Source organism: Knoellia locipacati, from assembly GCF_044791685.1.
Lineage (GTDB): Bacteria > Actinomycetota > Actinomycetes > Actinomycetales > Dermatophilaceae > Knoellia > Knoellia locipacati_A.
The window spans coordinates 2,062,632-2,086,031 of the sequence record NZ_CP087730.1 but is presented as its reverse complement, the minus strand read 5'-3'; the positions used below and the strand labels follow the sequence as shown (position 1 = coordinate 2,086,031).

At 70.7% G+C, this 23,400-nt stretch carries 24 protein-coding genes; 13 read left to right on the top strand and 11 right to left on the bottom strand.

Features of this window, described 5'->3' with window-relative positions; genetic code table 11:
• The first annotated feature begins 80 nt into the window (after positions 1-80).
• From upp to LL946_RS09610, 4 genes are all read left to right on the top strand, one after another.
• Positions 81-719, top strand: coding sequence for a uracil phosphoribosyltransferase (gene upp, locus LL946_RS09625; RefSeq protein ID WP_404380068.1), 639 nt, complete (start codon positions 81-83; stop codon positions 717-719).
• A gap of 205 nt (positions 720-924) precedes the next feature.
• Positions 925-1,101, top strand: coding sequence for a hypothetical protein (locus LL946_RS09620; protein WP_404386957.1), 177 nt, complete (start codon positions 925-927; stop codon positions 1,099-1,101).
• A gap of 2 nt (positions 1,102-1,103) precedes the next feature.
• Positions 1,104-1,976 carry a PH domain-containing protein gene (locus LL946_RS09615; RefSeq protein ID WP_404380066.1) on the top strand — a complete coding sequence of 291 codons (873 nt, stop codon included), beginning with the start codon at positions 1,104-1,106 and terminating at the stop codon, positions 1,974-1,976.
• A complete protein-coding gene (locus tag LL946_RS09610; RefSeq protein ID WP_404380064.1) occupies positions 1,973-3,460 on the top strand; it encodes an amino acid permease in 1,488 nt (495 codons plus the stop codon). Before LL946_RS09615 ends, LL946_RS09610 begins: the two co-directional genes overlap by 4 nt.
• 49 nt (positions 3,461-3,509) lie before the next feature.
• Here LL946_RS09610 and LL946_RS09605 read toward each other — a convergent pair whose 3' ends face one another.
• The 3 genes from LL946_RS09605 to LL946_RS09595 all read right to left on the bottom strand — a co-directional run bounded on the left by LL946_RS09605 (position 3,510) and on the right by LL946_RS09595 (position 7,569).
• Complete coding sequence (locus tag LL946_RS09605) at positions 3,510-4,295, bottom strand: hypothetical protein (protein WP_404380062.1); 786 nt, start codon at positions 4,293-4,295, stop codon at positions 3,510-3,512.
• Between the two features lie 339 nt (positions 4,296-4,634).
• Positions 4,635-6,014: a Re/Si-specific NAD(P)(+) transhydrogenase subunit beta gene (gene pntB / locus LL946_RS09600; protein WP_404380060.1), complete on the bottom strand. Its 1,380-nt coding sequence runs from the start codon at positions 6,012-6,014 to the stop codon at positions 4,635-4,637.
• A 7-nt stretch (positions 6,015-6,021) separates the two neighbouring features.
• Positions 6,022-7,569, bottom strand: coding sequence for a Re/Si-specific NAD(P)(+) transhydrogenase subunit alpha (locus LL946_RS09595; RefSeq protein WP_404380058.1), 1,548 nt, complete (start codon positions 7,567-7,569; stop codon positions 6,022-6,024).
• A gap of 153 nt (positions 7,570-7,722) precedes the next feature.
• Here LL946_RS09595 and LL946_RS09590 point away from each other — a divergent pair, with 153 nt between their 5' ends.
• Positions 7,723-8,160 carry a hypothetical protein gene (locus tag LL946_RS09590; RefSeq protein WP_404380056.1) on the top strand — a complete coding sequence of 146 codons (438 nt, stop codon included), beginning with the start codon at positions 7,723-7,725 and terminating at the stop codon, positions 8,158-8,160.
• 116 nt (positions 8,161-8,276) lie between these two features.
• On the opposite strand, the gene LL946_RS09585 is transcribed toward LL946_RS09590, so the two are convergent.
• Together LL946_RS09585 and LL946_RS09580 are read right to left on the bottom strand one after the other, a co-directional pair.
• Complete coding sequence (locus LL946_RS09585) at positions 8,277-10,802, bottom strand: hypothetical protein (RefSeq protein ID WP_404380054.1); 2,526 nt, start codon at positions 10,800-10,802, stop codon at positions 8,277-8,279.
• Between the two features lie 100 nt (positions 10,803-10,902).
• On the bottom strand, positions 10,903-12,543 hold the full coding sequence (locus LL946_RS09580; protein ID WP_404380052.1) for an AMP-binding protein: 1,641 nt from the start codon (positions 12,541-12,543) through the stop codon (positions 10,903-10,905).
• A gap of 72 nt (positions 12,544-12,615) precedes the next feature.
• Here LL946_RS09580 and LL946_RS09575 point away from each other — a divergent pair, with 72 nt between their 5' ends.
• The 6 genes from LL946_RS09575 (at position 12,616) to LL946_RS09550 (ending at position 17,143) form a co-directional block, all read left to right on the top strand.
• Entirely contained in the window at positions 12,616-13,530 is a 915-nt protein-coding gene (locus LL946_RS09575) for a universal stress protein (RefSeq protein WP_404380050.1), read from the top strand.
• Positions 13,531-13,626: 96 nt separating this feature from the next.
• A complete protein-coding gene (locus LL946_RS09570; RefSeq protein WP_404380048.1) occupies positions 13,627-14,244 on the top strand; it encodes a hypothetical protein in 618 nt (205 codons plus the stop codon).
• A 76-nt stretch (positions 14,245-14,320) separates the two neighbouring features.
• Positions 14,321-15,139 carry a PIG-L deacetylase family protein gene (locus LL946_RS09565; protein ID WP_404380046.1) on the top strand — a complete coding sequence of 273 codons (819 nt, stop codon included), beginning with the start codon at positions 14,321-14,323 and terminating at the stop codon, positions 15,137-15,139.
• Positions 15,140-15,151: 12 nt separating this feature from the next.
• On the top strand, positions 15,152-16,381 hold the full coding sequence (locus tag LL946_RS09560) for a pyridoxal phosphate-dependent aminotransferase (protein WP_404380044.1): 1,230 nt from the start codon (positions 15,152-15,154) through the stop codon (positions 16,379-16,381).
• Between the two features lies 1 nt (position 16,382).
• Complete coding sequence (locus LL946_RS09555; RefSeq protein WP_404380042.1) at positions 16,383-16,796, top strand: fluoride efflux transporter FluC; 414 nt, start codon at positions 16,383-16,385, stop codon at positions 16,794-16,796.
• Entirely contained in the window at positions 16,793-17,143 is a 351-nt protein-coding gene (locus LL946_RS09550; RefSeq protein WP_404380040.1) for a fluoride efflux transporter FluC, read from the top strand. Before LL946_RS09555 ends, LL946_RS09550 begins: the two co-directional genes overlap by 4 nt.
• A gap of 116 nt (positions 17,144-17,259) precedes the next feature.
• Here LL946_RS09550 and LL946_RS09545 read toward each other — a convergent pair whose 3' ends face one another.
• Together LL946_RS09545 and LL946_RS09540 are read right to left on the bottom strand one after the other, a co-directional pair.
• Positions 17,260-17,634 carry an MmcQ/YjbR family DNA-binding protein gene (locus LL946_RS09545; protein ID WP_404380038.1) on the bottom strand — a complete coding sequence of 125 codons (375 nt, stop codon included), beginning with the start codon at positions 17,632-17,634 and terminating at the stop codon, positions 17,260-17,262.
• 50 nt (positions 17,635-17,684) lie between these two features.
• Complete coding sequence (locus tag LL946_RS09540) at positions 17,685-18,185, bottom strand: hypothetical protein (protein WP_404380036.1); 501 nt, start codon at positions 18,183-18,185, stop codon at positions 17,685-17,687.
• A 99-nt stretch (positions 18,186-18,284) separates the two neighbouring features.
• On the opposite strand from LL946_RS09540, the gene LL946_RS09535 reads away from it, so the two are divergent.
• Entirely contained in the window at positions 18,285-18,638 is a 354-nt protein-coding gene (locus tag LL946_RS09535) for a hypothetical protein (RefSeq protein ID WP_404380034.1), read from the top strand.
• 20 nt (positions 18,639-18,658) lie between these two features.
• Here LL946_RS09535 and LL946_RS09530 read toward each other — a convergent pair whose 3' ends face one another.
• From LL946_RS09530 to LL946_RS09520, 3 genes are all read right to left on the bottom strand, one after another.
• The gene (locus LL946_RS09530; RefSeq protein WP_404380032.1) at positions 18,659-19,918 is read right to left on the bottom strand and encodes an acyl-CoA dehydrogenase family protein; all 1,260 of its coding nucleotides are present in this window, start codon (positions 19,916-19,918) and stop codon (positions 18,659-18,661) included.
• Between the two features lie 41 nt (positions 19,919-19,959).
• Complete coding sequence (locus LL946_RS09525; protein ID WP_404380030.1) at positions 19,960-21,285, bottom strand: acyl-CoA dehydrogenase family protein; 1,326 nt, start codon at positions 21,283-21,285, stop codon at positions 19,960-19,962.
• Positions 21,286-21,521: 236 nt separating this feature from the next.
• Complete coding sequence (locus tag LL946_RS09520) at positions 21,522-22,196, bottom strand: hypothetical protein (RefSeq protein WP_404380028.1); 675 nt, start codon at positions 22,194-22,196, stop codon at positions 21,522-21,524.
• Between the two features lie 148 nt (positions 22,197-22,344).
• On the opposite strand from LL946_RS09520, the gene LL946_RS09515 reads away from it, so the two are divergent.
• Entirely contained in the window at positions 22,345-22,512 is a 168-nt protein-coding gene (locus tag LL946_RS09515) for a hypothetical protein (protein WP_404380026.1), read from the top strand.
• A gap of 4 nt (positions 22,513-22,516) precedes the next feature.
• Here LL946_RS09515 and LL946_RS09510 read toward each other — a convergent pair whose 3' ends face one another.
• Entirely contained in the window at positions 22,517-23,386 is an 870-nt protein-coding gene (locus tag LL946_RS09510) for a dimethylarginine dimethylaminohydrolase family protein (protein WP_404380024.1), read from the bottom strand.
• Between the last annotated feature and the right edge of the window lie 14 nt (positions 23,387-23,400).

Below are 23,400 nucleotides of genomic sequence, written 5' to 3'. Positions count from 1 at the left end.
CGGCATACTCCTCGCGTGCCGGAGCGGTTGGCGGACCCGAGGCTGGTCCGGGGTGAGGGAGCACACGCTAAGTTTCACCCATGCGCGTTCACGTTGCGGACCATCCGCTGATTGCCCACAAGCTGACCTACCTGCGGGACAAGCGGACGGACTCGCCGACGTTCCGCCGGCTGGCCGAGGAGCTCATGACGCTGCTCGCCTACGAGGCGACGCGCGACGTGCGGGTCGAGCCGTTCGAGATCGAGACCCCGGTGGCCCCGACGACCGGCATCAAGCTGTCCAACCCCAAGCCGCTCATCGTCCCGATCCTGCGCGCCGGGCTCGGCATGCTCGAGGGCATGGTGCGCCTGCTCCCGAGCGCGGAGGTGGGCTTCCTCGGCATGCAGCGCAACGAGGAGACGCTCGAGGCGATCACCTACGCCAACCGCCTGCCCGACGACCTGTCCGGTCGCCAGGTCTACGTCCTCGACCCGATGCTGGCCACCGGCGGCTCGATGGTCGACGCGATCAGGTTCCTCCTCGAGCGCGGCGCCGACGACATCACCGCGGTCTGCCTGCTCGCCGCCCCCGAGGGCATCGCCCACCTCGAGGAGTCGCTGGTCGACGCGGGCGTCCCGGTCCAGCTGGTCACCGGGTCGATCGACGAGAAGCTCAACGAGCTCGGCTACATCGTGCCCGGGCTCGGTGACGCGGGAGACCGCCTCTACGGCGTGGTCTGACCCCCCGGGCGGCGTGGGCCTGACCCCGGGCGGCGTGGGCCGGCCGCCTGCGGGCGCCGTCACTGCGGCCGGGGTGCGGCGGCGTGTCGATGTCCGACACGCCGCGAGACCTCAGCAGTCACACCAGTCACATCCGCCATCATGAGTTGCTGCACCGTGGAGCCGGCGTACCCCTGCGCCGGCCCGAACCCGAGAGAGAGTCGACGTGTCCATGCCCCCGGTCAAGAAGATCGTCACATGGCTGCTCGTCATCTTCCTGCTCTATGCCATCTTCACGTCGCCCGCTGACGCCGCCAACATCGTCGGCAGCGCGTGGGACGTCATCGCCAACGGCGTGCGCAACATCGGTCGGTTCTTCGACTCGCTGATCGCCCGGAGCTGACCTTGGCGTCCGGGCGCCTCGACCGGGAGCTGGAGCGCTACCTCGTCGACGGCGAGAACGTCGTCACGATGGTGCGGCAGCACTGGTTCTCGCAGATCCGCCCGGCCGCCCTCTTCATCGGCCTGCTCTTCCTCGCGACCTTCGTCGAGGCCGAGGCCCCGCAGACCCGCGGCGGGGCGACGCTCGCGAACCTGTTCTGGTATGCCGCGTTCGCCGGCGGCGGCTACTTCCTCTGGCGCTACCTCAACTGGCGCCACGACTGGTTCGTCGCCACCGACAAGCGCTTCCTGCTCTTCTACGGTTTCATCCGGCGCAAGGTCGCGATGATGCCGCTCATGAAGGTCACCGACATGACCTTCGACCGCTCGGTCATGGGCCGGATCATCGGCTACGGCACCTTCCTGCTCGAGTCGGCCGGCCAGGACCAGGCGCTCGGGCACATCGAGTACGTCCCCGACGCCACCCGTCACTACCGCGCGATCTGCACGGTGCTCTTCGGGTCCAACGAGGCGGCGCGCGACCCCGAGGACGGCTGGGATGACGGCGACGAGGGCCCGGAAGGCCCCGGTGGCGGCCACGGTGGCGGCTTCGGTGGCGGCCACGGCCCGGGTCCCGGCGGCGGCTGGGACGACGGCTGGCAGGACGGGTGGGAGGACCCGCACGGCTGGCGCGACTACCTCGGGCGAGGCGAGCGCGGCACGGGGGCGGACGGCATACCGAGTCCGGTTCGCGACCGGCACACCGTGACACCGCCGCACGAGACCCTTTACCGGAGCTCCGATCTCCTGCACGCTTCTCGGTTGGAGGACACGGGTGAGATCCCCGTCATCAGGCCGCGCACCCAGCGTCGCCCTGGACGAAAGGGAATGCGATGAGCGTCATGCGGACGAAGACCATCGAGCAGACCATCCGTGAGGGTGACGAGCCCGAGTACCAGCTCAAGAAGCGCCTCACCGCCCTCGACCTCACCGTCTTCGGTGTCGGCGTCGTCATCGGCGCCGGTATCTTCACCGTCGCCGGCCGCGCGGCCAACCAGCTCGCCGGGCCGGCGGTCATCATCTCGTTCATCGTCGCCGCGATCTGCTGTGCGCTGGCGGCCCTCTGCTACGCCGAGTTCGCGTCGTCCATCCCGGTGTCGGGGTCGGCGTACACGTTCTCGTACGCGTCGCTCGGCGAGCTCGTCGCCTGGATCATCGGCTGGGACCTCCTGCTCGAGCTGCTGCTCGGCGCATCCGTTGTCGCACAGGGCTGGTCGGCCTACCTCGGCATCTTCCTCGACCACATCGGGATCACCATCCCGGAGTCGGTGGCCTACGGGTCGTCCTTCGACCTGCCGGCGTTCGTCCTCGTGCTGCTGCTCACCGCGCTGGTCTCGATCGGCATCAAGGAGTCGTTGCGGGTCAACATGGCGCTCGTGGCGCTGAAGATCTTCATCGTCCTCTTCGTCATCTTCGCCGGGCTGTCGTACATCAAGACGTCGAACTACAGCCCGTTCATCCCGCCGTCGAAGCCGTCGGAGAGCGGCTCGACGATGGAGCAGCCGCTCGTCGAGTTCCTCTTCGGGTTCGCGCCGTCGGCCTTCGGCATCTCGGGCATCTTCGCGGCGGCCTCGCTCGTCTTCTTCGCCTACATCGGGTTCGACGTCGTGGCGACGACCGCCGAGGAGGCCAAGAACCCGGCGCGCGACCTGCCCCGGGGCATCCTCGGCTCGCTCGTCATCTGCACGGTCCTCTACTGCGCCACGGCTCTCGTCCTCACCGGCATGGTCAAGTACGACCAGCTCGAGGAGGCCGGGTCGCTCGCCGGCGCGTTCGAGCAGGTGGGCAAGCCGGCCTACGCCACGCTCATCTCGGCGGGTGCGGTGGCGGGTCTGACGACGGTGGTCATGACACTGCTCATCGGCTCGTCCCGCGTCGTCTTCGCGATGTCGCGCGACTGGCTGCTCCCGGCGGCGCTGGGCAAGGTCAACCCGAAGACCGGCACGCCGCTCAAGATCACGATCGGCCTGGGACTGCTCGTCGCGATCGTCGCCGCCGTCACTCCCGTCGGCAAGCTCGAGTTCATGATCAACATCGGCACCCTCACGGCGTTCTTCCTCGTGTCGATCGCCGTGCCAGTGCTGCGCAAGCGTCGCCCGGACTTCGAGCGCCCGTTCAGGGTGCCGTTCAGCCCGTGGCTGCCGTGGCTGTCCGCGGCGATCTGCGCCTACCTCATGTTCACGCTGCCGGTGGAGACGTGGATCCGCTTCGCCATCTGGATGGCGCTCGGGTTCCTCATCTACTTCGTCTACGGCTACAAGCGCTCCAAGCTGGCCGGCCAGGCCCGCGAGGACGAGGTGCCGAGCATGACGAGCACCTGACCGCAGCGCTGCCCCGCTGCCCCACCTGCCTTGCCTCTGCGGGTCGGCATTACGTCAGATTGAGGTCCATGTCGGAGACACCCAGCGCTCGGCCCAGCCGACGCAGCATGGCGATGCGCTTGCCCCGGGTGTAGACGTCGCCGGCGAAGACCTCCACGAAGGTCCACCCGTCGTCCTCGGCGAGGTGCCGACGCGACACGTCCACGGCCCGCTGTCCGATCGTCTTGTGGTGGTCGCCCTGGTACTCGGCGACGACGCGCTGCCTGCGCCACACGAAGTCGCCCTCGAGCATCCATCCGGCCGCCCCGTCACCCACCCTGCCGCCGTCGAAGTGGACCGCGGCGTTGAGCTCAGGAGCGGGCAGCCCTCCGCGTGCGAACACCAAGCGCGCACGCGTCTCCACGGGCGAGCCGGATCGTGGCGAGACGAGCGTGAGCGCCTCGGTGAGCAGCACCTTGCCGCGGGGCCTCGTCCTCGCGTCGAGCGCAGTCCGCATCGCCATGACGCCTCGACCCTCGCCACGGGCCTCGTCGAGCAGGCGTGCCACCACGTCGCCCGCGACCACGAGGTCGTCGAGTGTGAGGCCACGCCCCCGCCCGAGGACCTCACCCAGATCGACCCACGTGTGAGCGAGGTCGGTGACCGGTAGGGCGTGACGGGTGACGACCTTGCGCCGGTCGATGCCTCGGTGCCCGATGCATCCGGAGCGTCGGACTGGCCCCGCCGTCGGACCGCACATGACGTCCAGATCAACTTGCTCCTCCACACTTGCCGGCAGCGGCAGCCGCCAGAGCTGCGCCGCGGTGATGTGGGAGAGACACACGTCGCCGTGCATGGCGGCGAGGTACGCCTTCGCCCGACCGACCAGGTCAGATGGTTCCTCGTGCGCGCGAGCGCCGTGCGTGACCGACACCAGTTGCGGGCTGCGAAGGTCCCTCGAACGCACGCCCAGGACCCGGGCCTCTCTCGTGGAGAAGGGCCCGTCCCTCAAGGCACTGGGCAACGGCTTCATCGAGTCGGATCATGGCCGATTCGTGGGATGGAGCCGGAGAGTTGTCCCCAGCCCACGTCGAGGTAGCAGGACACGCCGCGGCCAGCCGACGGGCACGGCAGGTCCTGCTATCTCGACCGGACCGGAGGGGCGCCCGGCCGGACTGCGCGGCAGCGGCTGGGGTCAGAGGGCGGTGAGGATGTCGTCGACGCGCTGCTTGGCGTCGCCGAAGAGCATCTGCGAGTTCTCGCGGAAGAACAGCGGGTTCTGCACGCCGGCGTACCCCGTCGCCATCGACCGCTTGAAGACGATGACGTCGTGGGCGTTCCACACCTTGAGGACCGGCATCCCGGCGATCGGCGAGGTGGGGTCCTCGGCGGCCGAAGGGTTGACGGTGTCGTTCGCGCCGATGACGAGCACGACATCGGTCGAGGGGAAGTCGTCGTTGACCTCGTCCATCTCGAGCACGATGTCGTAGGGCACCTTGGCCTCGGCGAGCAGCACGTTCATGTGGCCGGGCAGGCGTCCCGCCACGGGGTGGATGCCGAAGCGCACGTCGACGCCCCGGTCGCGGAGCCGCTTCGTGAGCTCGGCGACGGGGTACTGCGCCTGCGCCACCGCCATGCCGTAGCCCGGCGTGATGATGACCGACCTCGCCTCGCGCAGCAGGTCCGCGGCCCCGTCAGCGGTGATCTCACGGTGCTCGCCGTAGTCCTTGTCGTCACCGACGACGACCTCCTGCCCGAACCCGCCGGCGATGACCGAGACGAACGAGCGGTTCATCGCCTTGCACATGATCCAGGAGAGGATCGCACCCGACGCGCCGACGAGGGCACCGGTCACGATGAGCAGGTCGTTGCCGAGCATGAAGCCCGCCGCAGCCGCCGCCCACCCGGAGTACGAGTTGAGCATCGACACGACGACCGGCATGTCGCCGCCGCCGATGGAGGCCACGAGGTGCCACCCGAACGCCAGCGCGATGAGCGTCATGAGCACGAGGGCGACGAGCGAGTGCGACTGGACGAACCAGACGAGCAGCAGCGCCGACACCACGAGGGCCGCGAGGTTGAGCCAGTGACGTGCGGGAAGCATGAGCGGCGTCGACGCGATCCGCGCCGAGAGCTTGAGGAACGCGACGATCGAGCCCGTCAGTGTCACCGCACCGATGAAGACACCGAGGAAGACCTCGATGGAGTGGATCGTGTCGGAGGCCTCCCCGACGGTGAGCTGGCTGTTGAAGCCGACGAGCACGGCCGCGAGCCCGACGAAGCTGTGCAGCATCGCGACGAGCTCGGGCATCTGGGTCATCTCGACCTTGCGTGCCCGCCACAGTCCGATCGCCGCGCCGATGCCCATGGCCAGGGCGATGAGCAGCAGTGTCACGAGGGCGTGCTCGGACCGAGAGAGGGTCAGCCAGATGGTCGCGCCGAGCGCGATGACCATGCCGGTGACGCCGAAGGCGTTGCCCTCCTTGGCGCTCTCGTGCTTGGACAGGCCCGCGAGCGAGAGGACGAAGAAGACGGCAGAGACGATGTATGCCGCAGAGACCACGTTCGATGTCATCGTCGCCTCAGTCCTTCCGGAACATCTCGAGCATGCGGCCGGTCACTGCGAAGCCTCCGAAGATGTTGATGCTGGCGACGAGGATCGCGAGGAACGCCAGCGTCTTGACGACGAGGTCGTCGGAGTCGATCTGCAGCAGCCCCCCGACGACGATGATCCCGCTGATGGCGTTGGTCTCTGCCATGAGCGGCGTGTGAAGGGCGTGCGAGACGTTGGAGATCACGTAGAACCCGACGATGACCGCGAGCGCGAAGACGGTGAAGTGACCCAGGAATACCGCGGGCGACGCCGACGCGACGAGCGCGAAGACCAGTGCGCCGATCGCCATCCAGAGGTACTTCAGGCGCGGGTCCCGCGGCTTCTTCGGCTCTGGGGCGGCCACGGCACTCGACGAGCCGCCTTGCTCGGGGGCACCCGCGGCGGGCGCCGCCGACACCTGCACCGGCGGTGGGGGCCAGAGCACCTCGCCGTCGCGCACGACCGTCATCCCGCGCTGCACCGGGTCGTCGAGGTCGAGGTCGAAGTGACCGTCCTTCTCGGGCGTGACGAGCTTGAGGAGGTTGACGAGGTTGGTCCCGAAGAGCTGCGAGGCCTGGGTGGGCAGCCGCGCGGGCAGGTCGGTGTAGCCGAGGATCGTCACTCCGTTGGGGGTGACGACCTTGCGGTCCGCGACGGAGCCGGCGACGTTGCCACCGTTGGCTGCTGCCATGTCCACGACGACCGACCCCGGCTTCATCGAGGCAACCATCGTCTCGTCGAGGAGGCGCGGGGCGGGTCGGCCGGGGATGAGCGCCGTGGTGATGACGATGTCGACGTCCGCGGCCTGGGCGGCATACAGCTCCGCGGCCTTGCGGTTGAAGTCCTCCCCCGTCTCCTTCGCGTAGCCGTCGGCGGAGGGGCCGGTGTCCTCGACGTCGATCCGGAGGAACTCGGCACCCATGGACTCGACCTGCTCGGCGACCTCGCTGCGCGCGTCGAAGGCTCGCACGACCGCACCGAGCGAACCCGCGGTCCCGATCGCCGAGAGCCCGGCGACGCCCGCGCCGACGACGAGGACCTTGGCCGGAGGCACCTTGCCGGCAGCCGTCACCTGACCGGTGAAGACCGAGCCGAACTCGTGCGCCGCCTCGATCACCGCGCGGTAGCCGCCGATGTTGGCCATCGAGGACAGCACGTCGAGCGACTGCGCCCGCGAGATGCGTGGCACGGCGTCCATCGCGAGCGCCGTCACGCCGCGCTCCGCGAGCGCGGCGACGAGCTCGGGGCGAAGGGCCGGCGAGAGCAGGCTGACGATCGTCTGGCCCTCCCGCAGGTGCGGGATCTCGGCGTCCGAGGGCGCGTTGATCTTGAGGATGATGTCGGTGTTCCAGACGTCGTCCCCGACGATGTCGGCGCCGGCCGCGACATAGGCCGCGTCCTCGAAGCTCGAGAGGTGACCCGCGCCGGACTGGATGAACACGGCATACCCCAGGTCGATCAGCTGCTCGACGGTCCTGGGCGTCGCCGCGACCCTGGTCTCACCCGCCAACGACTCCAACGGCACACCGATGCGCATGACACGACCTCCTGGTCCGGGACAGACATACGACCGCGAACCTACTAGTCGAGCCCGTCGAAGGCGCGCTGATGTGACTGCGACTACGGGCTCGTCGTCTCCGGCGGTCGCCAAGTCCCCCTCGTCAGCGGCCCGCCCACTACGGTCGTGGGCATGGACGACTCGGTGTTGTGGCTGGTCGGAGCGGTTGCCCTCGTTGTCGTCGTCGCCGCGCTGGTGTGGGTCCTGCGACACCGTGAGGACGCGGCCCTGCCCGAGCACCACGGCTACGACGCGCCGGAGGTCGACGCGAGCGACCGCGGCGGCCGCGGCAACGTCACCTTCGGCGCCGACGACACCGCTGAGCCCACCGCCACGGTCGACCAGACGGTCCCGCTGAGCCGCCTCGGCGGCGCCGGATGGCGTGACGGTGGAGCGGCGCCGGAGGGCAGGACGACCGACGCGTATGCCGGCTCCTCTCCCACCCGGGGTGAGGACCCGTCCGCGGAGGGCTCCGACGTCCCCCTCGACCACCACGTCTCGATCGACCAGTCCGATCCCAACCCGGCAGTCGACGAGGAGCTCGACCGTCGTCGCGGTGGCCACTGGTGAGCGACGGCCGGACGCACTGACGCCTCGCGGCACCGACGCCTCGCGGCACCGACGCGGAGCCCGGGACGTGACGACGCCCCGCCGGTCGAGACCGGCGGGGCGTCCGCGTGTGCGGTTCAGCCCTCCGAGGGGCTGAAGCCGGCGCGGCGCGCGGCGTCCTCGTCGTAGAACCAGACGTCCGGCTCCGCCGAGTCGTAGCCCTCCGCACCGGGGGCCCGGTAGGTCATCGTGTCGCGGTAGGCCTGCACCGGGTGGTCCACCGGCTGGGCCCGGTCCTCGAACGGCGCTGCCGAGCCGACGCCGTAGCCGCCGTCGCGGATCTCCTCGACCTCGGAGATCCGGCGCGACCACGCGCCCGAGTCACCGTCGGAGTCACCATCGGAGTCACCGTCGGAGTCCTGGTCGGAGTCCTCGCCGGTGTCGGAGCGGGTCTCGCTGTCCGCGTACGCATCGTCGCCCCCGTCGGCACCGCGGTCGCCGTCGGTGACGAACTCGTCGGTGGCAGACCCGTTGCTGCTGGAGTCGTCGGCGGCAGACCCGTTGCTGCTGGACTCGTCAGTGGTGGACCCGTCGCCGTCCGAGCCGTCGTCGACCGGGTTGATCCGGTCGGTGCCGTCGGGCCAGTGCGACGCGTCGCCACCGTCCGACGAGCCGTCGTCCGAGCCGTCGTCGTCCGAGCTGCCATCGTCCGACGTGCCGTCGTTCGGCCTGTCGGCCGGCGTGGTGTCGCTGTCGGACGTGGCATCCCTGTCCGTGTCGTCGGTGTCGGCGGTGGCGCGGGAGTCGTCCGCTTCGGTCGTCGAGTTCGTGCGGTCCGTCTTCTGCACGTCGTGGTCGGTCGTGTCGGAGTCCCTGTCCGCGTCGGACGTCGCACCTGCAGTGGCACCAGCAGCGCCAGCAGCTCCTGCACCAGCTGCCGCAGTCGTGCCCCAGTCGCGGGAGTCGTCGGTGTCGCGGCCGGCCTCGGCGTCCGAAGCAGAGGTGGCGTCGGAGTCCGAGCCGCGTTCCACGTCGGTGGCGGAGTCGACGTCCGTCGCACGGTCGGCGTCGGTCGTGTCGGACTCCCGCGTCGCGTCGGCGTCGGTCGCCGACACGTCGGTCGAGTCCTCCCACGTCTCCTCGGTGGTCGGCTCGTCCGCGAGAACATTCTCGCGGGAAGTGTCCACATCACGGGCGGTGGCGTCGTCGTCCTCGAGGTCGTCGCGCGACCCGTCGTAGCCGCGGTCCGCCGAGTCGGGCGAAACCCCCGACGTCTGCTCGTCAGCCGGCAGCGGCTCCGTGGACGCGTAGTCCTCGACGTCGTTGATGATCGTCATCTCGCCGTCGCGGTCCGAGGTGTCGGCCCCAGCGTCGGCGCTGCCGTCGGCACCGGTGTCAGCCCCGGTGTCGGCGTGAGTGTCGGCGCCCGCGTCGGCGCGGGTTTCAGCACCGGCGTCAGCCCCCGCATCGGCGTGAGCGTCGGCACCTGCGTCCGCTCCGATGTCTGCTCCGCCATCGGCGTGGGTGTTGGCGCCCGCATCGGCTCCTGAGTCGTCACGGTCGGTGGCTCCGGCGGCCCCGGCGGCTCCCGCGGCTCCCGCGGCTCCGGCGGCTCCGGCGGCTCCGGCGGCTCCGGCGGCTCCGGCGGCAACGGTGTCATCGGACCAGCGGTTGCGGCCGTCGGAGTCGTCGCTCACCGACGCGTTCGAGGTGTCACGGTCGGTGGCGTCCCCGTCGAAGGAGTCGCCGTCGGCGAGGTGCTCGTCGGACGGTGCACCGGTCCGCGATTCGTCATTCGAGAGCTGTTCAGCCGCAGCCGCACCGAAGAGTTCGTCGTCGGACACCGTCGTCTCGAAGACCTCGTCGTCGCGGGCGTCCTCCGCGGAGGTCGACCCGGCCTCGTGGCGACCCTCGACCGGCGCCCACTCGCGCGTGGCCGGCTCGTCCGCCGGCGTGGTGTCCCCCGGCTCACGGGACCCTGCGGGGGCTGGCTCGTTGTCGGCGTAGTCGACCCCGGACGCGAGGCGCGCGGAGGCGTCGTCGGGCTCGTTGCCCCGGGTCGCGGCATACGCACCGCCGACGGCTGCGGCCCCGGCACCGGCAGCTGCGGCACCCGTGCCCCAACCACGGTCTCGGTCACGGTCGGCGTCACGGTCGGCGTCACGGTCAGCGTCAGCGACGTCGCGATCGGACGTGGAGTCGTCCGCGGCGGCCACGGGCGTGTGGACGCGGGTCTCGTCGACCGGCCGGACGTCGTCGTCGAGGTCCTCGGGGAGCGGACGCGGGTCGTCGTCGGCGATCTCGACGTCGGGGTCGAGCTCGTCGGCCCGACGCAGCTCGGCGTCGCGCTCCAGGCGCCCACGCTCGAGGTCGGCCTGGTGGCGACGGGCCTCGTCCTCGACCCGCTGCGCCTCGCGAGCGCTCTCCTCGGCCTGGCGGGCCCGCTCCTCCGCCTCCCGGCGCGCGAGGTCGGCGCGCTCGGTCGACTGCTGGGCGAAGGTCTCCTGGCCACGGAGCGCGGCGTCGCGCTCCCCGGCTCCGGCCCTGATGCGGGCGGCCTCGGCGCGCTGCTCGTCGAGCTGGCGCTGCTTGCCCCGGGAGATGAACCACCACGCGAGGAAGAGGAGGGCAAGAACCACAAGGGCGCCGATGAGGTACTTCACGGTGACTGCTCCTGACGTCGTCGTCGAGTGCGGCGGCACCCGCTTCGCGCCCCAAACTACCGCCGGACCTGCACAGATGGGGTCAGGGTCCTGCGTGGGCTCAGCCGCGCCGCTCCAGTCCCAGCTCGTCCACCGAGATCTCACGCATCTCGACCTTGCGGACCTTGCCCGTCACCGTCATCGGGAACTCGTCGACGATGCGCACGTAGCGCGGAATCTTGTAGTGGGCCAGCTTGCCCGTGGCGAACTCGCGCAGCGTCTCGGCGGTCAAGGGCTCGGTCCCCTCGCGCATCCGGATCCATGCCGCGAGCTCCTCGCCGTACTTGGTGTCCGGGACGCCGATGACCTGGGCGTCGACGACGTCGGGGTGGGTGTAGAGGAACTCCTCGATCTCGCGCGGGTAGATGTTCTCGCCCCCGCGGATGACCATGTCCTTGATCCGGCCGGTGATCTGGAGATAGCCGGCGTCGTCCATGACGGCGAGGTCCCCGGTGCGCATCCAGCCGTCGACGATGGCCTCGCCGGTCTTCTCGTCCTGGCCCCAGTAGCCGAGCATCACCGAGTAGCCCTTGGTCCAGAGCTCCCCCGCCTCACCCCTCGGCACCGTCTCGAGCGTCACCGGGTCGACGACCTTGACCTCGAGGTGCGGGGCGACCTGCCCGACGGTGCCGACCTTGCGGTCGAAGTCGTCGTCGGTGCGGGTCTGCGTGGACACCGGTGAGGTCTCCGTCATGCCGTAGCAGATCGTCATCTCGTCGATCCCGGCTGCGATGAGCTTCTTCATGAGCTCGGCGGGGCACGGCGAGCCGGCCATGATGCCCGTGCGCACCGAGCTGAGGTCGTAGTCCCCGAACGTCGGCAGCGCCCACTCGGCAATGAACATCGTGGGCACGCCGTAGAGGCTGGTGCACCGCTCCTCGGCGGTCGCCGCGAGCGTGAGGGCGGGGTCGAAACCGGGCGCCGGGATGACCATGCAGGCACCGTGTGTGGTCGCCGCGAGGTTGCCCATGACCATGCCGAAGCAGTGGTAGAAGGGCACCGGGATGCAGATCCGGTCCTCTTCGGTGTAGCGGCAGACCTCGCCGACGAGGTAGCCGTTGTTGAGGATGTTGTGGTGGCTGAGAGTGGCGCCCTTGGGGAACCCGGTCGTGCCCGACGTGTACTGGATGTTGATCGGGTCGCGCGGGTCGAGCTCGGCGCCCACCATCTGAAGACGCTCGTCGCTCACCAGCTCCGCCCCTGCGACGAGGTCGGCCCAGGTGTCCTCGCCCAGAACCCAGACCTGCTCGAGGTCGGGGCACTCGCCGCGAACCTCCTCGATCATCGCGACGTAGTCCGAGTTCTTGAACGAGCGAGCCGTGAACAGCCCTCTTATGCCGGCCTGCCCGAGCACGTAGCCCAGCTCGTGCGAGCGGTATGCCGGGTTGATGTTGACGAGGATGACGCCCACCTTCGCGGTGGCGTACTGGACGACGGTCCACTCCGCGCAGTTCGGCGCCCAGATGCCGACCCGGTCACCCTTCTCGAAGCCGGCCGCGAGCAGCCCCTTGGCGAGCCGGTCGACCTCGGCGCCGAAGACGGCATACGTCCACCGCAGTCCCTGGGCGCGGTCGACCAGCGCCTCACGATCCCCGTGACGGGCGATGGTCGCGTCGAGGTTGGCTCCGATGGTCTGCTCGAGCAGCGGCGGCTCGAGCGGGCCGACGGCGTGGGACAGGTTCAGGTCGGCGACGCTCGTCATGGAATCCCCTTCTCGCCAGCGTGGATGCCCGAACCTACTCCTCACCGCCTCGGCGTGGGTATGGTCGCGAGCATGGACGCGAGCGAGGGTGACGCCATCCCAGAAGGTGCAGTGGTCGTCGGGATCGGGAACAGCGACCGCGACGAGGAGTGCCTGACGTGGGCCGGGAGCTCGGCGCAGCGGTCCGGCAGCCCGTTGCACATCGTGCACGCCCACGACCTCGGCGCAGAGCTCTCGGCGATCGACCCGGTGGCGGGCAACCCGATCTCGCTCGGGCCCGACGGTGACATCGGCAACGCCAGCCTGCTCGACGACACCCTCGCCAGCGCCCGAGAGCGCTGGCCGGACCTGGCGATCACGGGGAGCCTCCCGTTCTCACGCCCCGAGGAGGCGCTCATCGAGGCCTCCCGCACGGCCCGGCTCGTCGTCGTGGGCGCCGCCCGCCCGAGCGCGCTCCAGCGCTTCGGCCTGGGCCGCTCCTCGCTCGCCGCCGCCATGCACTCGAAGTGTCCCGTCGTCATCGTTCCCCAGGGGGCCCGGGTCGAGTCCGAGGGTCCGGTCGTCGTTGGCATCGACGGCTCCAACCACAGCGTCGCGGCCGCCGAGCGCGCCTTCTGGATCGCCGAGCTGCGCAGGACGCCGCTCGTCGCCATTACGACGTGGAACGTCGAGGTCGTCGACGGCCTCGTCGTCACGACCCCGGGCACCCAGGCCTGGCAGGACGTCGAGGCGAAGTACCGCGCCGTCGCAGACCGTGTCGTGGACCCCCTGCGCGCCCAGCACCCCGACGTCGACTGCACCGTCGAGATCGTCCACGGCGGTGCCGCCAAGGTTCTCTCCGACCGGTCGGCCGAGGCCGGGATCCTCGTCATGGGAACCCGTGGTCGCGGCGGGTTCGCGGGGATGCTCCTCGGTTCGCAGAGCCACAAGGTCCTCGAGACGGCCGCGTCGCCGGTCATGCTCGTGCGCGCCGAGCAGACGGACTGACCGATCAGCACTCACAGCGGCTCGTCACGGCCGAGGCGCCGCGACCGTTTCCACGGGCACATCGCGGGCGTCGGCTCGACCTCGGGCACCCGCGTCGTGGTCGGTCGGTGGCACACGACTCCCCTGGGCTCGTTCGCCGACGTCATGGTCGAGACCGGCGCCGGTCACCGCGTGCTGCTCGCACCCACCGAGGACGTCGCCGACTACGTCACGTCGACCTACGCGTTCGACGAGGTGCGCGTCGAACCGGTCTCGTGCCGCGTCGACGGCTCCTCGTGGGAGGTCCGCTCGCCGTCCCTGTCTCTCGACCTCGAGGTCGGATCCCGTATGCCGTTGGGCTGGCTCCTGCGCGCCGTGCCCCGCCCGCTCGGCGCCAGCCCGGTGTGGGCCCGTCTCGTGGACCCGGTCGCCCGGGTGCTCGTCCCCGGTGTGCGCACGGTCGGAACGGCCCTCGAGGGACGCCGGGAGTTCTACGGTGCGACCGACCTCCGGCGGGTGACCTCGATGGCCGGGCGGTTCGACGGGGCCGCGCTCGGCGGCCTCACCGACATCGACCCGCCCTGCCGGTTCGGGTTCTCCTCCACGCCACGGACGCCGTCGGTGACGACGGTGGTGACGACAGTCGTGACGTCGGCCGCACGCGGTGCAACGGTCACCCGCCGGAGCGTGGGCCGAGCCGGGGGCAGCGAGGCGAGCGGACAGCATACCCCGTAGCGACCTCCCGCACCGATGATCGGGACGCGGTTTCGGAGCCGCCTGACGCGGGGGCGGCGACGCGCAAGAATCGGGCATGGTCACCTTCGTGGGCGTGTTCGCCCACCCCGACGACGAGGCGTACGGCATCGCGGGCTCGGTCGGCCTGCACGCCGACGACCCGGACTTCCGCTTCGTCCTCGTGCACGCGACCGACGGCGCCGCCGGCGACATCCGCCCGGGCTTCCCGGCGACGCGCGAGACCCTCGGGGCGATCCGGCGCGCCGAGGACGAGGCGGGGTGGCGAGCCGCGGGGCGCGTGCCCGACCGCCACGAGTGGCTCGGGCACCCCGACGGCAAGGTGGCCGACGTGCCGTTCACCGACCTCGTCGACGGGATCTGGTCGGTGCTCGAAGCGGAGCGGCCTTCGGTGGTGTGCACCTTCGGCCCGGACGGGATCTTCGGCCACCCCGACCACGTCGCAGTGGGCGCGGCCACCGATGCCGCCTTCGCGCGCGGGGTCGCGGACGGGGGGCCGGGGTTCCGGCGCCTCGTCCACGGCGTCATCCCCCAGTCGGTGTTCGAGCGGTGGAACGCCCAGCGGGCCGCTCTCGGGCTGTGGGTCTTCGATCCCACGGTGATCTACCACATGAGGGGCGTGCCGGACGAGACCATCGACATCGAGGTCGACACCCGGCCCGTCACCGACCGGACGATCGCGGGGCTGCTCGAGCACCGCAGCCAGCACCACGTCATCTTCGACACCCCTCTGGACCTCGACCGCCTCCGGCGGGTCGTCACCCGCGAGTGGCACACCATCGCCTGGCCGCCGCAGGAGCGCGGGCGACCCCGCCTCACCGATCTCTTCGCGGGGCTCGACGACGAAACGGGCGAGCGGACGGCATACGGCTCCTGACAGGATGCGTCCATGCGCCCGATCGTCCAGAGCAAGAAGCTGCAGCACGTCCGCTACGACGTGAGGGGACCGATCCTTGTCGAGGCCCAGCGGCTCGAGGGCGAGGGCCACAAGATCCTCAAGCTCAACATCGGCAACACCGCGCCGTTCGGGTTCGAGGCGCCCGAGGCGATCGTCGCCGACATGATCCACAACCTGCCGGACGCGCAGGGCTACAGCGACTCGCGCGGGATCTACTCGGCGCGCACCGCCGTCGCGCAGTACTACCAGTCGCGCGGGCTCACCGAGACGACCGTCGATGACGTCTACATCGGCAACGGCGTTTCCGAGCTCATCTCGATGGTGCTCCAGGCGTTCGTCGACGACGGCAACGAGATCCTCATCCCCGCGCCCGACTACCCGCTGTGGACCGGCGCGGTGGCGCTGTCCGGTGGGACGCCGGTGCACTACCGCTGCGACGAGGAGAACGGGTGGAACCCCGACCTCGACGACATCGAGTCCAAGATCACCGAGAACACCCACGCGCTCGTCGTCATCAACCCCAACAACCCCACCGGCGCGGTCTACTCGGAGGAGATCGTCCGCGGTCTCGTCGACATCGCCCGCCGGCACCACCTCGTCCTCATGGCCGACGAGATCTACGAGAAGATCCTCTACGCCGACGACGCCATCACGCCGGTGCACCACCACGTCGCGACGTTCGCCGAGGACGACGTCCTCTGCCTCACGTTCAGCGGGCTGTCGAAGGCCTACCGCGTGTGCGGCTACCGCGCCGGCTGGGTCATGGTGTCGGGGCCGAAGCACATGGCCGAGGACTTCCTCGAGGGCCTGACCCTGCTCGCCAACATGCGCATGTGCGCCAACGTGCCCGCGCAGCACGCGATCCAGACAGCGCTCGGTGGCTACCAGTCGATCAACGAGCTCATCGTGCCGGGCGGGCGCTTCTACGAGCAGATCAAGCTCGCCAACCGGCTCCTCAACGAGATCCCCGGAGTGACGTCGGTCGAGCCGCACGGTGCGCTCTACTGCTTCCCGCGGCTGGACCCGGAGATGTACGCGATCGAGGACGACCAGCAGTTCGTCATCGACCTGCTGCGCGCCAAGAAGATCCTCGTGACGCACGGGACCGGCTTCAACTGGTTCGAGCCGGACCACTTCCGCCTCGTGACCCTGCCCGACACCGAGGTGCTCACCGAGGCGATCGGGCGCATCGGGGAGTACCTCGAGACGATCCGCCGCTGACGTGAGCAGCCCTGCGACGCGGCCGGATCCCGCGCTCCTTGTCGGGATCGCCGGCGGTGGCGTCGTGGGCTCGCTCGGGCGGTATGCCGTCGGGCTGGTCCTGCCGCACCCCGTCGGCTCCTTCCCGTGGTCGACCATCGTCGTCAACCTCACAGGAGCGGTGGCGATGGGACTGCTGGTGGCGTTCCTCCTGGGCCGACCCGGGTCGCACCGCTTGGCCCGCCCCGTCGTCGGCGTGGGCCTGCTCGGCGGCTGGACGACGTTCTCGGCGTTCGCGATCGACGTCGTCACGCTTCTGGAGACGGGCCACGGAGGTGAGGCCGCGGCATACGTGCTGGCGTCGTTCCTCGGAGGGGTCCTCGCGGTGACGCTCGGATCGACCGTGGGACAGCGCCTCTGGAGGATCCCGGCATGACGGCGCTGCTCGTCGCACTGGGCGCGGCCGTGGGCGCACCCCTGCGCTACGCCGTCAACCACTGGATGCGCGAGCGCTGGGGCGCGACCCCGACCGCAGGCACCCTCGCCGTCAACGTCATCGGGTCGCTGGTTCTGGGGGTGGTCGTGGGTGCAGGCGTCGACGGTTCCCGGCTGGCGCTCGTCGGCACCGGCTTCTGCGGGTCGCTGACGACGTTCTCGACACTCGCGCTGGAGCTGCAGGACGCGTTCGGTGACGAGCGTCCGCGCGATGCCGTCGTCAACGTTCTGCTGCACCTGCTGCTCGGCGTCGGCGCCGCGTGGCTGGGCTGGGCGCTCACGTCCTGACCTCGCCGCCCCAGGTCGAGGGCCCACGGTCGAGATCGGGCAGACGGCACGATCTCGGGCCCCGAGCCTGCAATCTCCCCGATCTCGAGGAGCGCCGGGACGCGGCCCCGGACCGCTCAGGTGGGGCGCGGGACCTGCTCGGCGAGGGCCGGCGGCGCCTGGATGCAGTAGGAGTCGGTGAGCAGCTCGGCGACCTCGTCCCAGTCGGTGTCGTCGTCGAGGAGGAGCCCGACGACGTTGCTGCCCCAGCTCGCCTTGAAGTAGGGCTCGCCCATGTGCTGGAACGCCATGACCTCGTCGGGCTCGGCGCGGAAGGTGATCCGGAAGCCCTGGTCCTCGCCGCCGAAGACGTGGGCGATGGTGGCGGAGCGGACCCGCCAGGCCATGCCGACCCACGCATCGTGCTCGCGGACCTCCGGGAACGCGGCGACGATCGCGGAGAGCCGCTCGACCCACTCGACGGGCACCGGCGGTCGCTCGACGGATGCCATGACCCGGAAGCCTAGGACCCGGCTCCGACAGACACCCGACCTCCGAAGCGTCAGCCCGGCTCCCCCCACGTCGCCCGCGCGCCCGCGTCACCGGTGAGGAACACCCAGACCAGGGTCGCGAGGGCAGCCACCACGACGAGGACGGGCACGGCTCGTTCGACCCACTCCTGCGCGCGCTCCTTCGCACCTCGACCGCTGGCCAGGCCCGAGGCCCCTCCGAGCATCCCGACGCCGACCGCGGTCACGACGAGGAACAGCGTCGCCACGAGCGACAGCGTCTCGCCGAGCTCCTGGTGCTCGAGGATCGCGTCCCGCACCGGGTTGTCGGCGGGCAGTGCCGCGAAGCGCGAGTCGAAGAAGGCGGCGCCGCTGACCCGCGCCACCCACACTGTGACGGTCGCGACCACCGCCAGCGCGAGAGCCGGCCACCGCGTGAGGTAGCGCCACCGCGGCACCGTGGCGAAGAGGATCGCGGCGAGGGCGGCCAGGGGCGTGAGCACGACCGCACCGTGGACGACGAGGACGTGGGCGGGGAGACCGTTGACCTCCATGTCGAGCTCCTGCCTCTCGGAGAACCGCGGTGCGCCAGTTCTACTCGCGTGGCGGGTCGAAAACCAGAGGCGCCGGTGACCGCGGCATATGCTTCGCGAATGCCCAAGCGTCGCCCGACCCGACCGATGCCGGACGTCTTCGAGACGTTCGCGCACCGGGTCGACGAGGAGGAGCACGCCCAGCAGCCGCTGGAGGCCGTCCAGGTCGCCAAGGGCGCCGGGCTGTCGCTGGGCTTCATGGTGCTCACCGCGCTCGCCTTCGTCCTCGGCTTCTGGACGGGCACGCAGAACGAGCCCGACCTCGCCTACACCCACCTCGTGTGGGAGGGGATCATCAAGGTCGGGTTCGCCGTGCTCTGCGGACTGCTTGCGGCGGCGGTCGTGCTCGCCCTGGCGACGCTGGCGATCGGCGTGCCCTGGGTGCAGCGCCAGCGCGAGCGCCGCCGAGGCTGACGCTCGCCTCCGGCCTCAGGTCACTTGAGCTGGCTCGAGCTCATCCCGAGCAGACGCCGCGCGACGACGAGCAGCTGGATCTGCTGGGTGCCCTCGAAGATGTCGAGGATCTTGGAGTCCCGGGCCCACTTCTCGAGGAGCTCGCGCTCGGCGTAGCCCGTCGCGCCGGCCAGCTCGACGCAGGCCAGCGACACGTTGACGCAGGTGCGTCCGGCCTTCGCCTTGGCCATCGAGGCCTCCATCGAGTTCGGCTTGCCGTTGTCGGCCATCCACGCGGCACGCATCGTGAGGAGGTGCGCGGCCTCATAGTCCGCCTCCATCTGGAGCAGGCGCGCGGCGGCATACGACTGCGTGTATGCCGGCCGGTCCCAGTCGACGCTCACGCCCGCCTTCGCGAGCAGCTCGGTCGTGAGGTCGAGGCTCGCCCGGGTCAGGCCGAGCGCCATCGCGGCGACGAGCGGTCGCGTGTTGTCGAACGTCTGCATCGCACCACCGAAGCCCCCCTCGATCCGGATCTCGGGGTCGCCGAGGAGGTCCTCGGCCGGGACCCGGCAGTCGTCGAGGTGGAAGGCCGCGGTGTCCGAGGCCCGGATGCCGAGCTTGTGCTCGAGCCGGACGAGCTTGAGCCCGGGGTTGTCGCGGCGCACCACGAACGACTTGATGGCCTGCTTGCCCAGGCTCCTGTCGAGGGTCGCCCAGACGACGACGAGCTCGGCCCGCTCCCCGGCGGTGACGTAGATCTTCTCGCCGTTGAGGACGTACTCGTCGCCGTCCCTGACCGCGGTGGTGCGGATCGCGCCCGAGTCCGAGCCCGTCTCGGGCTCGGTGATCGCCATCGCGGCCCAGTGGCCGGCGTAGCGCGCCTTCTGCTCCTCGTTGGCCACCGCCGCGATGGCGGCGTTGCCCAGGCCCTGGCGCGGGATCGAGAGCGTGAGGCCGACGTCGCCGCGGCAGGTCTCGAGGATCGACAGCGCCGACGACATGTTGGAGCCGTTGCGCACCTTGCCGGTGGCGGGCAGCCGGCGGCCGGAGCCGACCGCGGCGACCTCGCCCTCACCCTCGCCCTCGGCGGCGCGGGTCGAGCTCGATGCACCCGCGCCCTGCCCGGCGCCCGAGCTGCTCATGCCGTCGATGACGGCCGAGACGAGGTCGAGCTCGCGGGGGTACTCGTGCTCGGCGAGGTCGTACTTGCGCGAGATGGGGCGGAAGACCTCCTCGGCCATGCCACGGGCCTGCTCGACGAGCGGTCGGAACTTGCGGGGAACCTCGAGATCGATCACAACACTGCCCCTTGCTCTGAGTTCATTCTGGGTATGCCGTTTCAGACGAGCAGGGTGCCCTCGAGGACACCCGCTCCACGGAGGTCGCGGTACCACCGCTCGTTGTCGAAGTCCTTGACGAAGCCGTGCCCGCCGAGGAGCTGCACCGCGTGCGAGCCGATCTGGGCGGCATACGTCGCGGTGATGGCTCGCACCTCGGCCACGACCTGACCGGCGTCCTTGTCGGCGTCGAGCCTCGCCGCGGCCCTGAGGACGGCGAGCCGGAGTCCGTCGAGCTCGATGGCGATGTCGGCGATCATGAACGCGACGGCCTGACGCTGGCCGATCGGCTCGCCGAAGGCCTTGCGCCCCTTGGCGTAGCCGATGACCTGGTCCAGGACGGCCTGGCCCGTGCCCACCGCGGCGGCGGCCCAGGCGAGGCGGCCGCGGCGCACGGCGTCGCGGTGGTCGTCGGCGCTGCCGAGGAGGTTGGCGCGGGGGACGGTGACGTCGGTGAGGACGACGCGGCCGGTGTGGGCGGCCCGCACTCCCATCGCCGGGTCGTCCTCGACGGTGACTCCTTCGGTGGCGGCCTCGACGACGACGAGCCGGGCCTCGCCCTCGAGCATCGCCGAGACGACGAGCAGCTCGGCCGTGGCAGCGTTCGCGACGATCGCCTTGGTTCCGTTGAGGACGAGCGAGTCCCCCTGTGCCACAGCGGTGGTCGTCAGCGCGAACGGGTCGAACAACGGCTGCGGCTCCTGCAGCGCGAGGGCTGCGGCCGCCACGGGCTCGTCACCGGTGAAGTGCGGCAGGTAGGTCGCCTGCTGGTCGGCGTCGCCGTAGAGCGCGAGGGCGGTCGCCACGGCAGCCGTGCCCATCTGCGACACGGCGATGCCCATGTCACCGCGGGCGAGCTGCTCGAGGACGAGGACGCCGGCGACGGCCGAGCGCTCCTCGGCGATGCCGCCGAGCTCCTCGGGGACGCCGAGCAGGCCGAGCCCCATCTCCTGCATCGCCTCACGCACGTCGTCGGGCACGGCACGGTCGGCGTCGCCGCGTGAGCCGGCGGGACGGATCACCTCGTCGGCGAGCTCACGCGCGGCCTGCTGGAGCATCTGCTGGTCCTCGGTCGGCGTGAGGTCGAAGACCCCACGCCGGGGCGCGGCCGCGGGACGTGCCGCCGAGCCCGCGCCCTTGGCCTGCTTGAAGGCCCGGCCGACGGCGACCTGGGCCTTGAAGCCCGAGTGCGCGCTGCGGCTGAGGATCCGCTCGACCCGGCCGCGGACCTTGGGGTCGGCCATGACGGGCAGGCCGCCGGCCTTGGAGATGAGGCGCAGGCCGAGGCGCTGGCCCCGGTCGGCGAGGGTGGACGACGTCGTCGCCATGGTGGCTTCCCTTCGAGGAAGTGGTCAGGATGCGGCTCGCCCGGTGGCGGCAAAGTATCCGGTACTCCGAGTGCCTGATACCGAGGGTACCGCACACTTGTCACGGAGTAACCAGATGCGCCCAACTCGTCGACCGCACGCACTTTTCGACCAATTGGTCACGAACTGTCGCGACACTTCTCGACCAATTGGTTACGAACTGTCGCGACACGTCGTGACCGGCTGGTCGGAAGGTGTCAGGGTCGGTCGGCGGTGGCTCCTCGGCCGACGGCGATCTCGACACCGAGGTCCCAGCCGGGGACGAGCGGCAGGGTGTCGCCGCTCCAGAAGCGGCCGGGGTCGTACCAGTTCATCGGCGCGTCGGGCGTGAGCAGCCCCATCTCCTCGTAGGTGAGCGCGACGACCTCGGCGCAGTAGGCAACCTCCGGGCGGATCGCCTTGAGGTCGAGGTCGCGCGCCGACACGTGCCCGTCCCGCCCGGTGAGCCAGCGCCACGCCAGCCGGCCCGTCGACGGGAACGAGACACCGTCGAGGCGGGCGACGCAGCGGAGCACCGCGTCCTCGTGCTCCTCCCCCACCTCGGGGGTCAGCTGTCGCAGCCAGGCGCGCTGCTCGTACTTCTCCTGCCACCGCGTGACCGCCGCGCGCAGGTCGTGCAGCTGGACCCCGCGGTGGAAGTCACCGGTCCACATGTCCTGCAACGACTTGCCCAGCTCGGCGTGCCACATGAGCGGCGGGAGGTCGTCGAGGACGACGGCCATGCCGACGTGGTTGACCGGGGCGTTCGTCGCCGCCTGGATCGCCCGGTCCGCGACCGAGCGACCGCGGAAGATCCAGACGTCGCCGGTGCGGGTGAGCTCGACGGCCTCGTCGAGGGACAGCTGCTCGGAGGACCCGGCGGAAGCGCTCATGCCCCCAGTCTCGCCCATGAGACGAGGCGGACCCCCCAGCCCCCGACTGATTGCCCCTTCCAGCGCCGTTCCGGGAACGCGGACGGACCACGGGAGCCGCTGGAAAGGGCAATCAGTCGCGTGGGGGCGGACGGCATACGCTGCGGTCATGCAGTCGAACTGGTGGAAGCTGCTCGGTCTCGCGGGAGTCGTGTCGGTCGTGGCGACGGGAGCGGTCATCGCGCGGGGTGAGCGACAGCGTCGGGCCTACACGCCCGACGAGGTGCGCGAGCGCTTGCACGAGCGGCACGCCCGCGCCCAGCAGAACGGGTCCTAGCGGCTCAGACCCAGAGGCTGGTGCAGCGGATGTAGCCGCCGCCCTTGGCGAGCTCGTCGACGTGCGGGGTGATGACCGACAGGCCGGCACTCTCGATGTCGGCGCGCAGCTGCGGGGCGCTGTCGCTCATGACGACCGTCGTCCCGGTCGAGACGAGGTTGCACGCGAACGACTCGCGCGCCTCGACCTCGGCGATCTCGATCGTGTCGACGACGTCGAGCCCGGCGAGCAGCGCGCGGCTCTCGGGGGTGAACGCCTCGGGGCAGTAGGCGATGAGCCCGCGACCGGTCGAGTCGGGCTCGCGCAGGACGGCGAGGGTGAGGTCGATGTCGTACCAGTAGCTGTCCGGCCACCCGCTCACGACGTTGGTGACGGGCTGCCCTGCCTCGTCGAGCTGCGGGAGGGTCTGGAGCTGGATGCGCTCGAGACCGAAGTGGTGGGCGGCATACTCCAGCGCGGCCTCGTCCGAGCGGTAGCCGGCGCCGCAGAAGACGAGGTCACCGCAGACGAGCGCGTCGCCCTGGCCGCTGAAGCGCCACGGCTTCGGCAGGTGGTCGATCTGGTAGCCGAGCTCGGTGAGCCGGTCCTTGGCCCAGGCCTCCTCGCTCTGGCGCGACGGAGGGAGGGTCGCCATGAGGGCCCGACCACCGCGCACGAGCGCCCAGTTGGCGGTGTAGACGCCGTCCTGGCTGGTCGGGGGCGCGTCGACCGAGATGATCTCGGCGCCGGCGGTGTGGAGGGCGTCGCGGATGCCCGCGTGCTCGACCTCGGCCTTGGCCGTGTCGACGGTCGCGCCGTCCTGGTAGTACGGGTTGAGCTTGTGGTCGTTGCCGAAGTAGTGGGCGGACGACATGAGCAGCGTCGAGTTCAACACCGTCGGACTCCCGT

What these genes read in the sequence shown, in the direction of transcription:
- upp (WP_404380068.1), top strand. Translation starts at nt 81, where the DNA reads ATGCGCGTTCACGTTGCGGACCATCCGCTGATTGCCCACAAGCTGACC.
- LL946_RS09610 (WP_404380064.1), top strand. Translation starts at nt 1,973, where the DNA reads ATGAGCGTCATGCGGACGAAGACCATCGAGCAGACCATCCGTGAGGGT.
- LL946_RS09605 (WP_404380062.1), bottom strand. Translation starts at nt 4,295, where the DNA reads ATGCACGGCGACGTGTGTCTCTCCCACATCACCGCGGCGCAGCTCTGG.
- pntB (WP_404380060.1), bottom strand. Translation starts at nt 6,014, where the DNA reads ATGACATCGAACGTGGTCTCTGCGGCATACATCGTCTCTGCCGTCTTC.
- LL946_RS09595 (WP_404380058.1), bottom strand. Translation starts at nt 7,569, where the DNA reads ATGCGCATCGGTGTGCCGTTGGAGTCGTTGGCGGGTGAGACCAGGGTC.
- LL946_RS09590 (WP_404380056.1), top strand. Translation starts at nt 7,723, where the DNA reads ATGGACGACTCGGTGTTGTGGCTGGTCGGAGCGGTTGCCCTCGTTGTC.
- LL946_RS09580 (WP_404380052.1), bottom strand. Translation starts at nt 12,543, where the DNA reads ATGACGAGCGTCGCCGACCTGAACCTGTCCCACGCCGTCGGCCCGCTC.
- LL946_RS09575 (WP_404380050.1), top strand. Translation starts at nt 12,616, where the DNA reads ATGGACGCGAGCGAGGGTGACGCCATCCCAGAAGGTGCAGTGGTCGTC.
- LL946_RS09565 (WP_404380046.1), top strand. Translation starts at nt 14,321, where the DNA reads ATGGTCACCTTCGTGGGCGTGTTCGCCCACCCCGACGACGAGGCGTAC.
- LL946_RS09560 (WP_404380044.1), top strand. Translation starts at nt 15,152, where the DNA reads ATGCGCCCGATCGTCCAGAGCAAGAAGCTGCAGCACGTCCGCTACGAC.
- LL946_RS09550 (WP_404380040.1), top strand. Translation starts at nt 16,793, where the DNA reads ATGACGGCGCTGCTCGTCGCACTGGGCGCGGCCGTGGGCGCACCCCTG.
- LL946_RS09545 (WP_404380038.1), bottom strand. Translation starts at nt 17,634, where the DNA reads ATGGCATCCGTCGAGCGACCGCCGGTGCCCGTCGAGTGGGTCGAGCGG.
- LL946_RS09540 (WP_404380036.1), bottom strand. Translation starts at nt 18,185, where the DNA reads ATGGAGGTCAACGGTCTCCCCGCCCACGTCCTCGTCGTCCACGGTGCG.
- LL946_RS09535 (WP_404380034.1), top strand. Translation starts at nt 18,285, where the DNA reads ATGCCCAAGCGTCGCCCGACCCGACCGATGCCGGACGTCTTCGAGACG.
- LL946_RS09525 (WP_404380030.1), bottom strand. Translation starts at nt 21,285, where the DNA reads ATGGCGACGACGTCGTCCACCCTCGCCGACCGGGGCCAGCGCCTCGGC.
- LL946_RS09520 (WP_404380028.1), bottom strand. Translation starts at nt 22,196, where the DNA reads ATGAGCGCTTCCGCCGGGTCCTCCGAGCAGCTGTCCCTCGACGAGGCC.
- LL946_RS09515 (WP_404380026.1), top strand. Translation starts at nt 22,345, where the DNA reads ATGCAGTCGAACTGGTGGAAGCTGCTCGGTCTCGCGGGAGTCGTGTCG.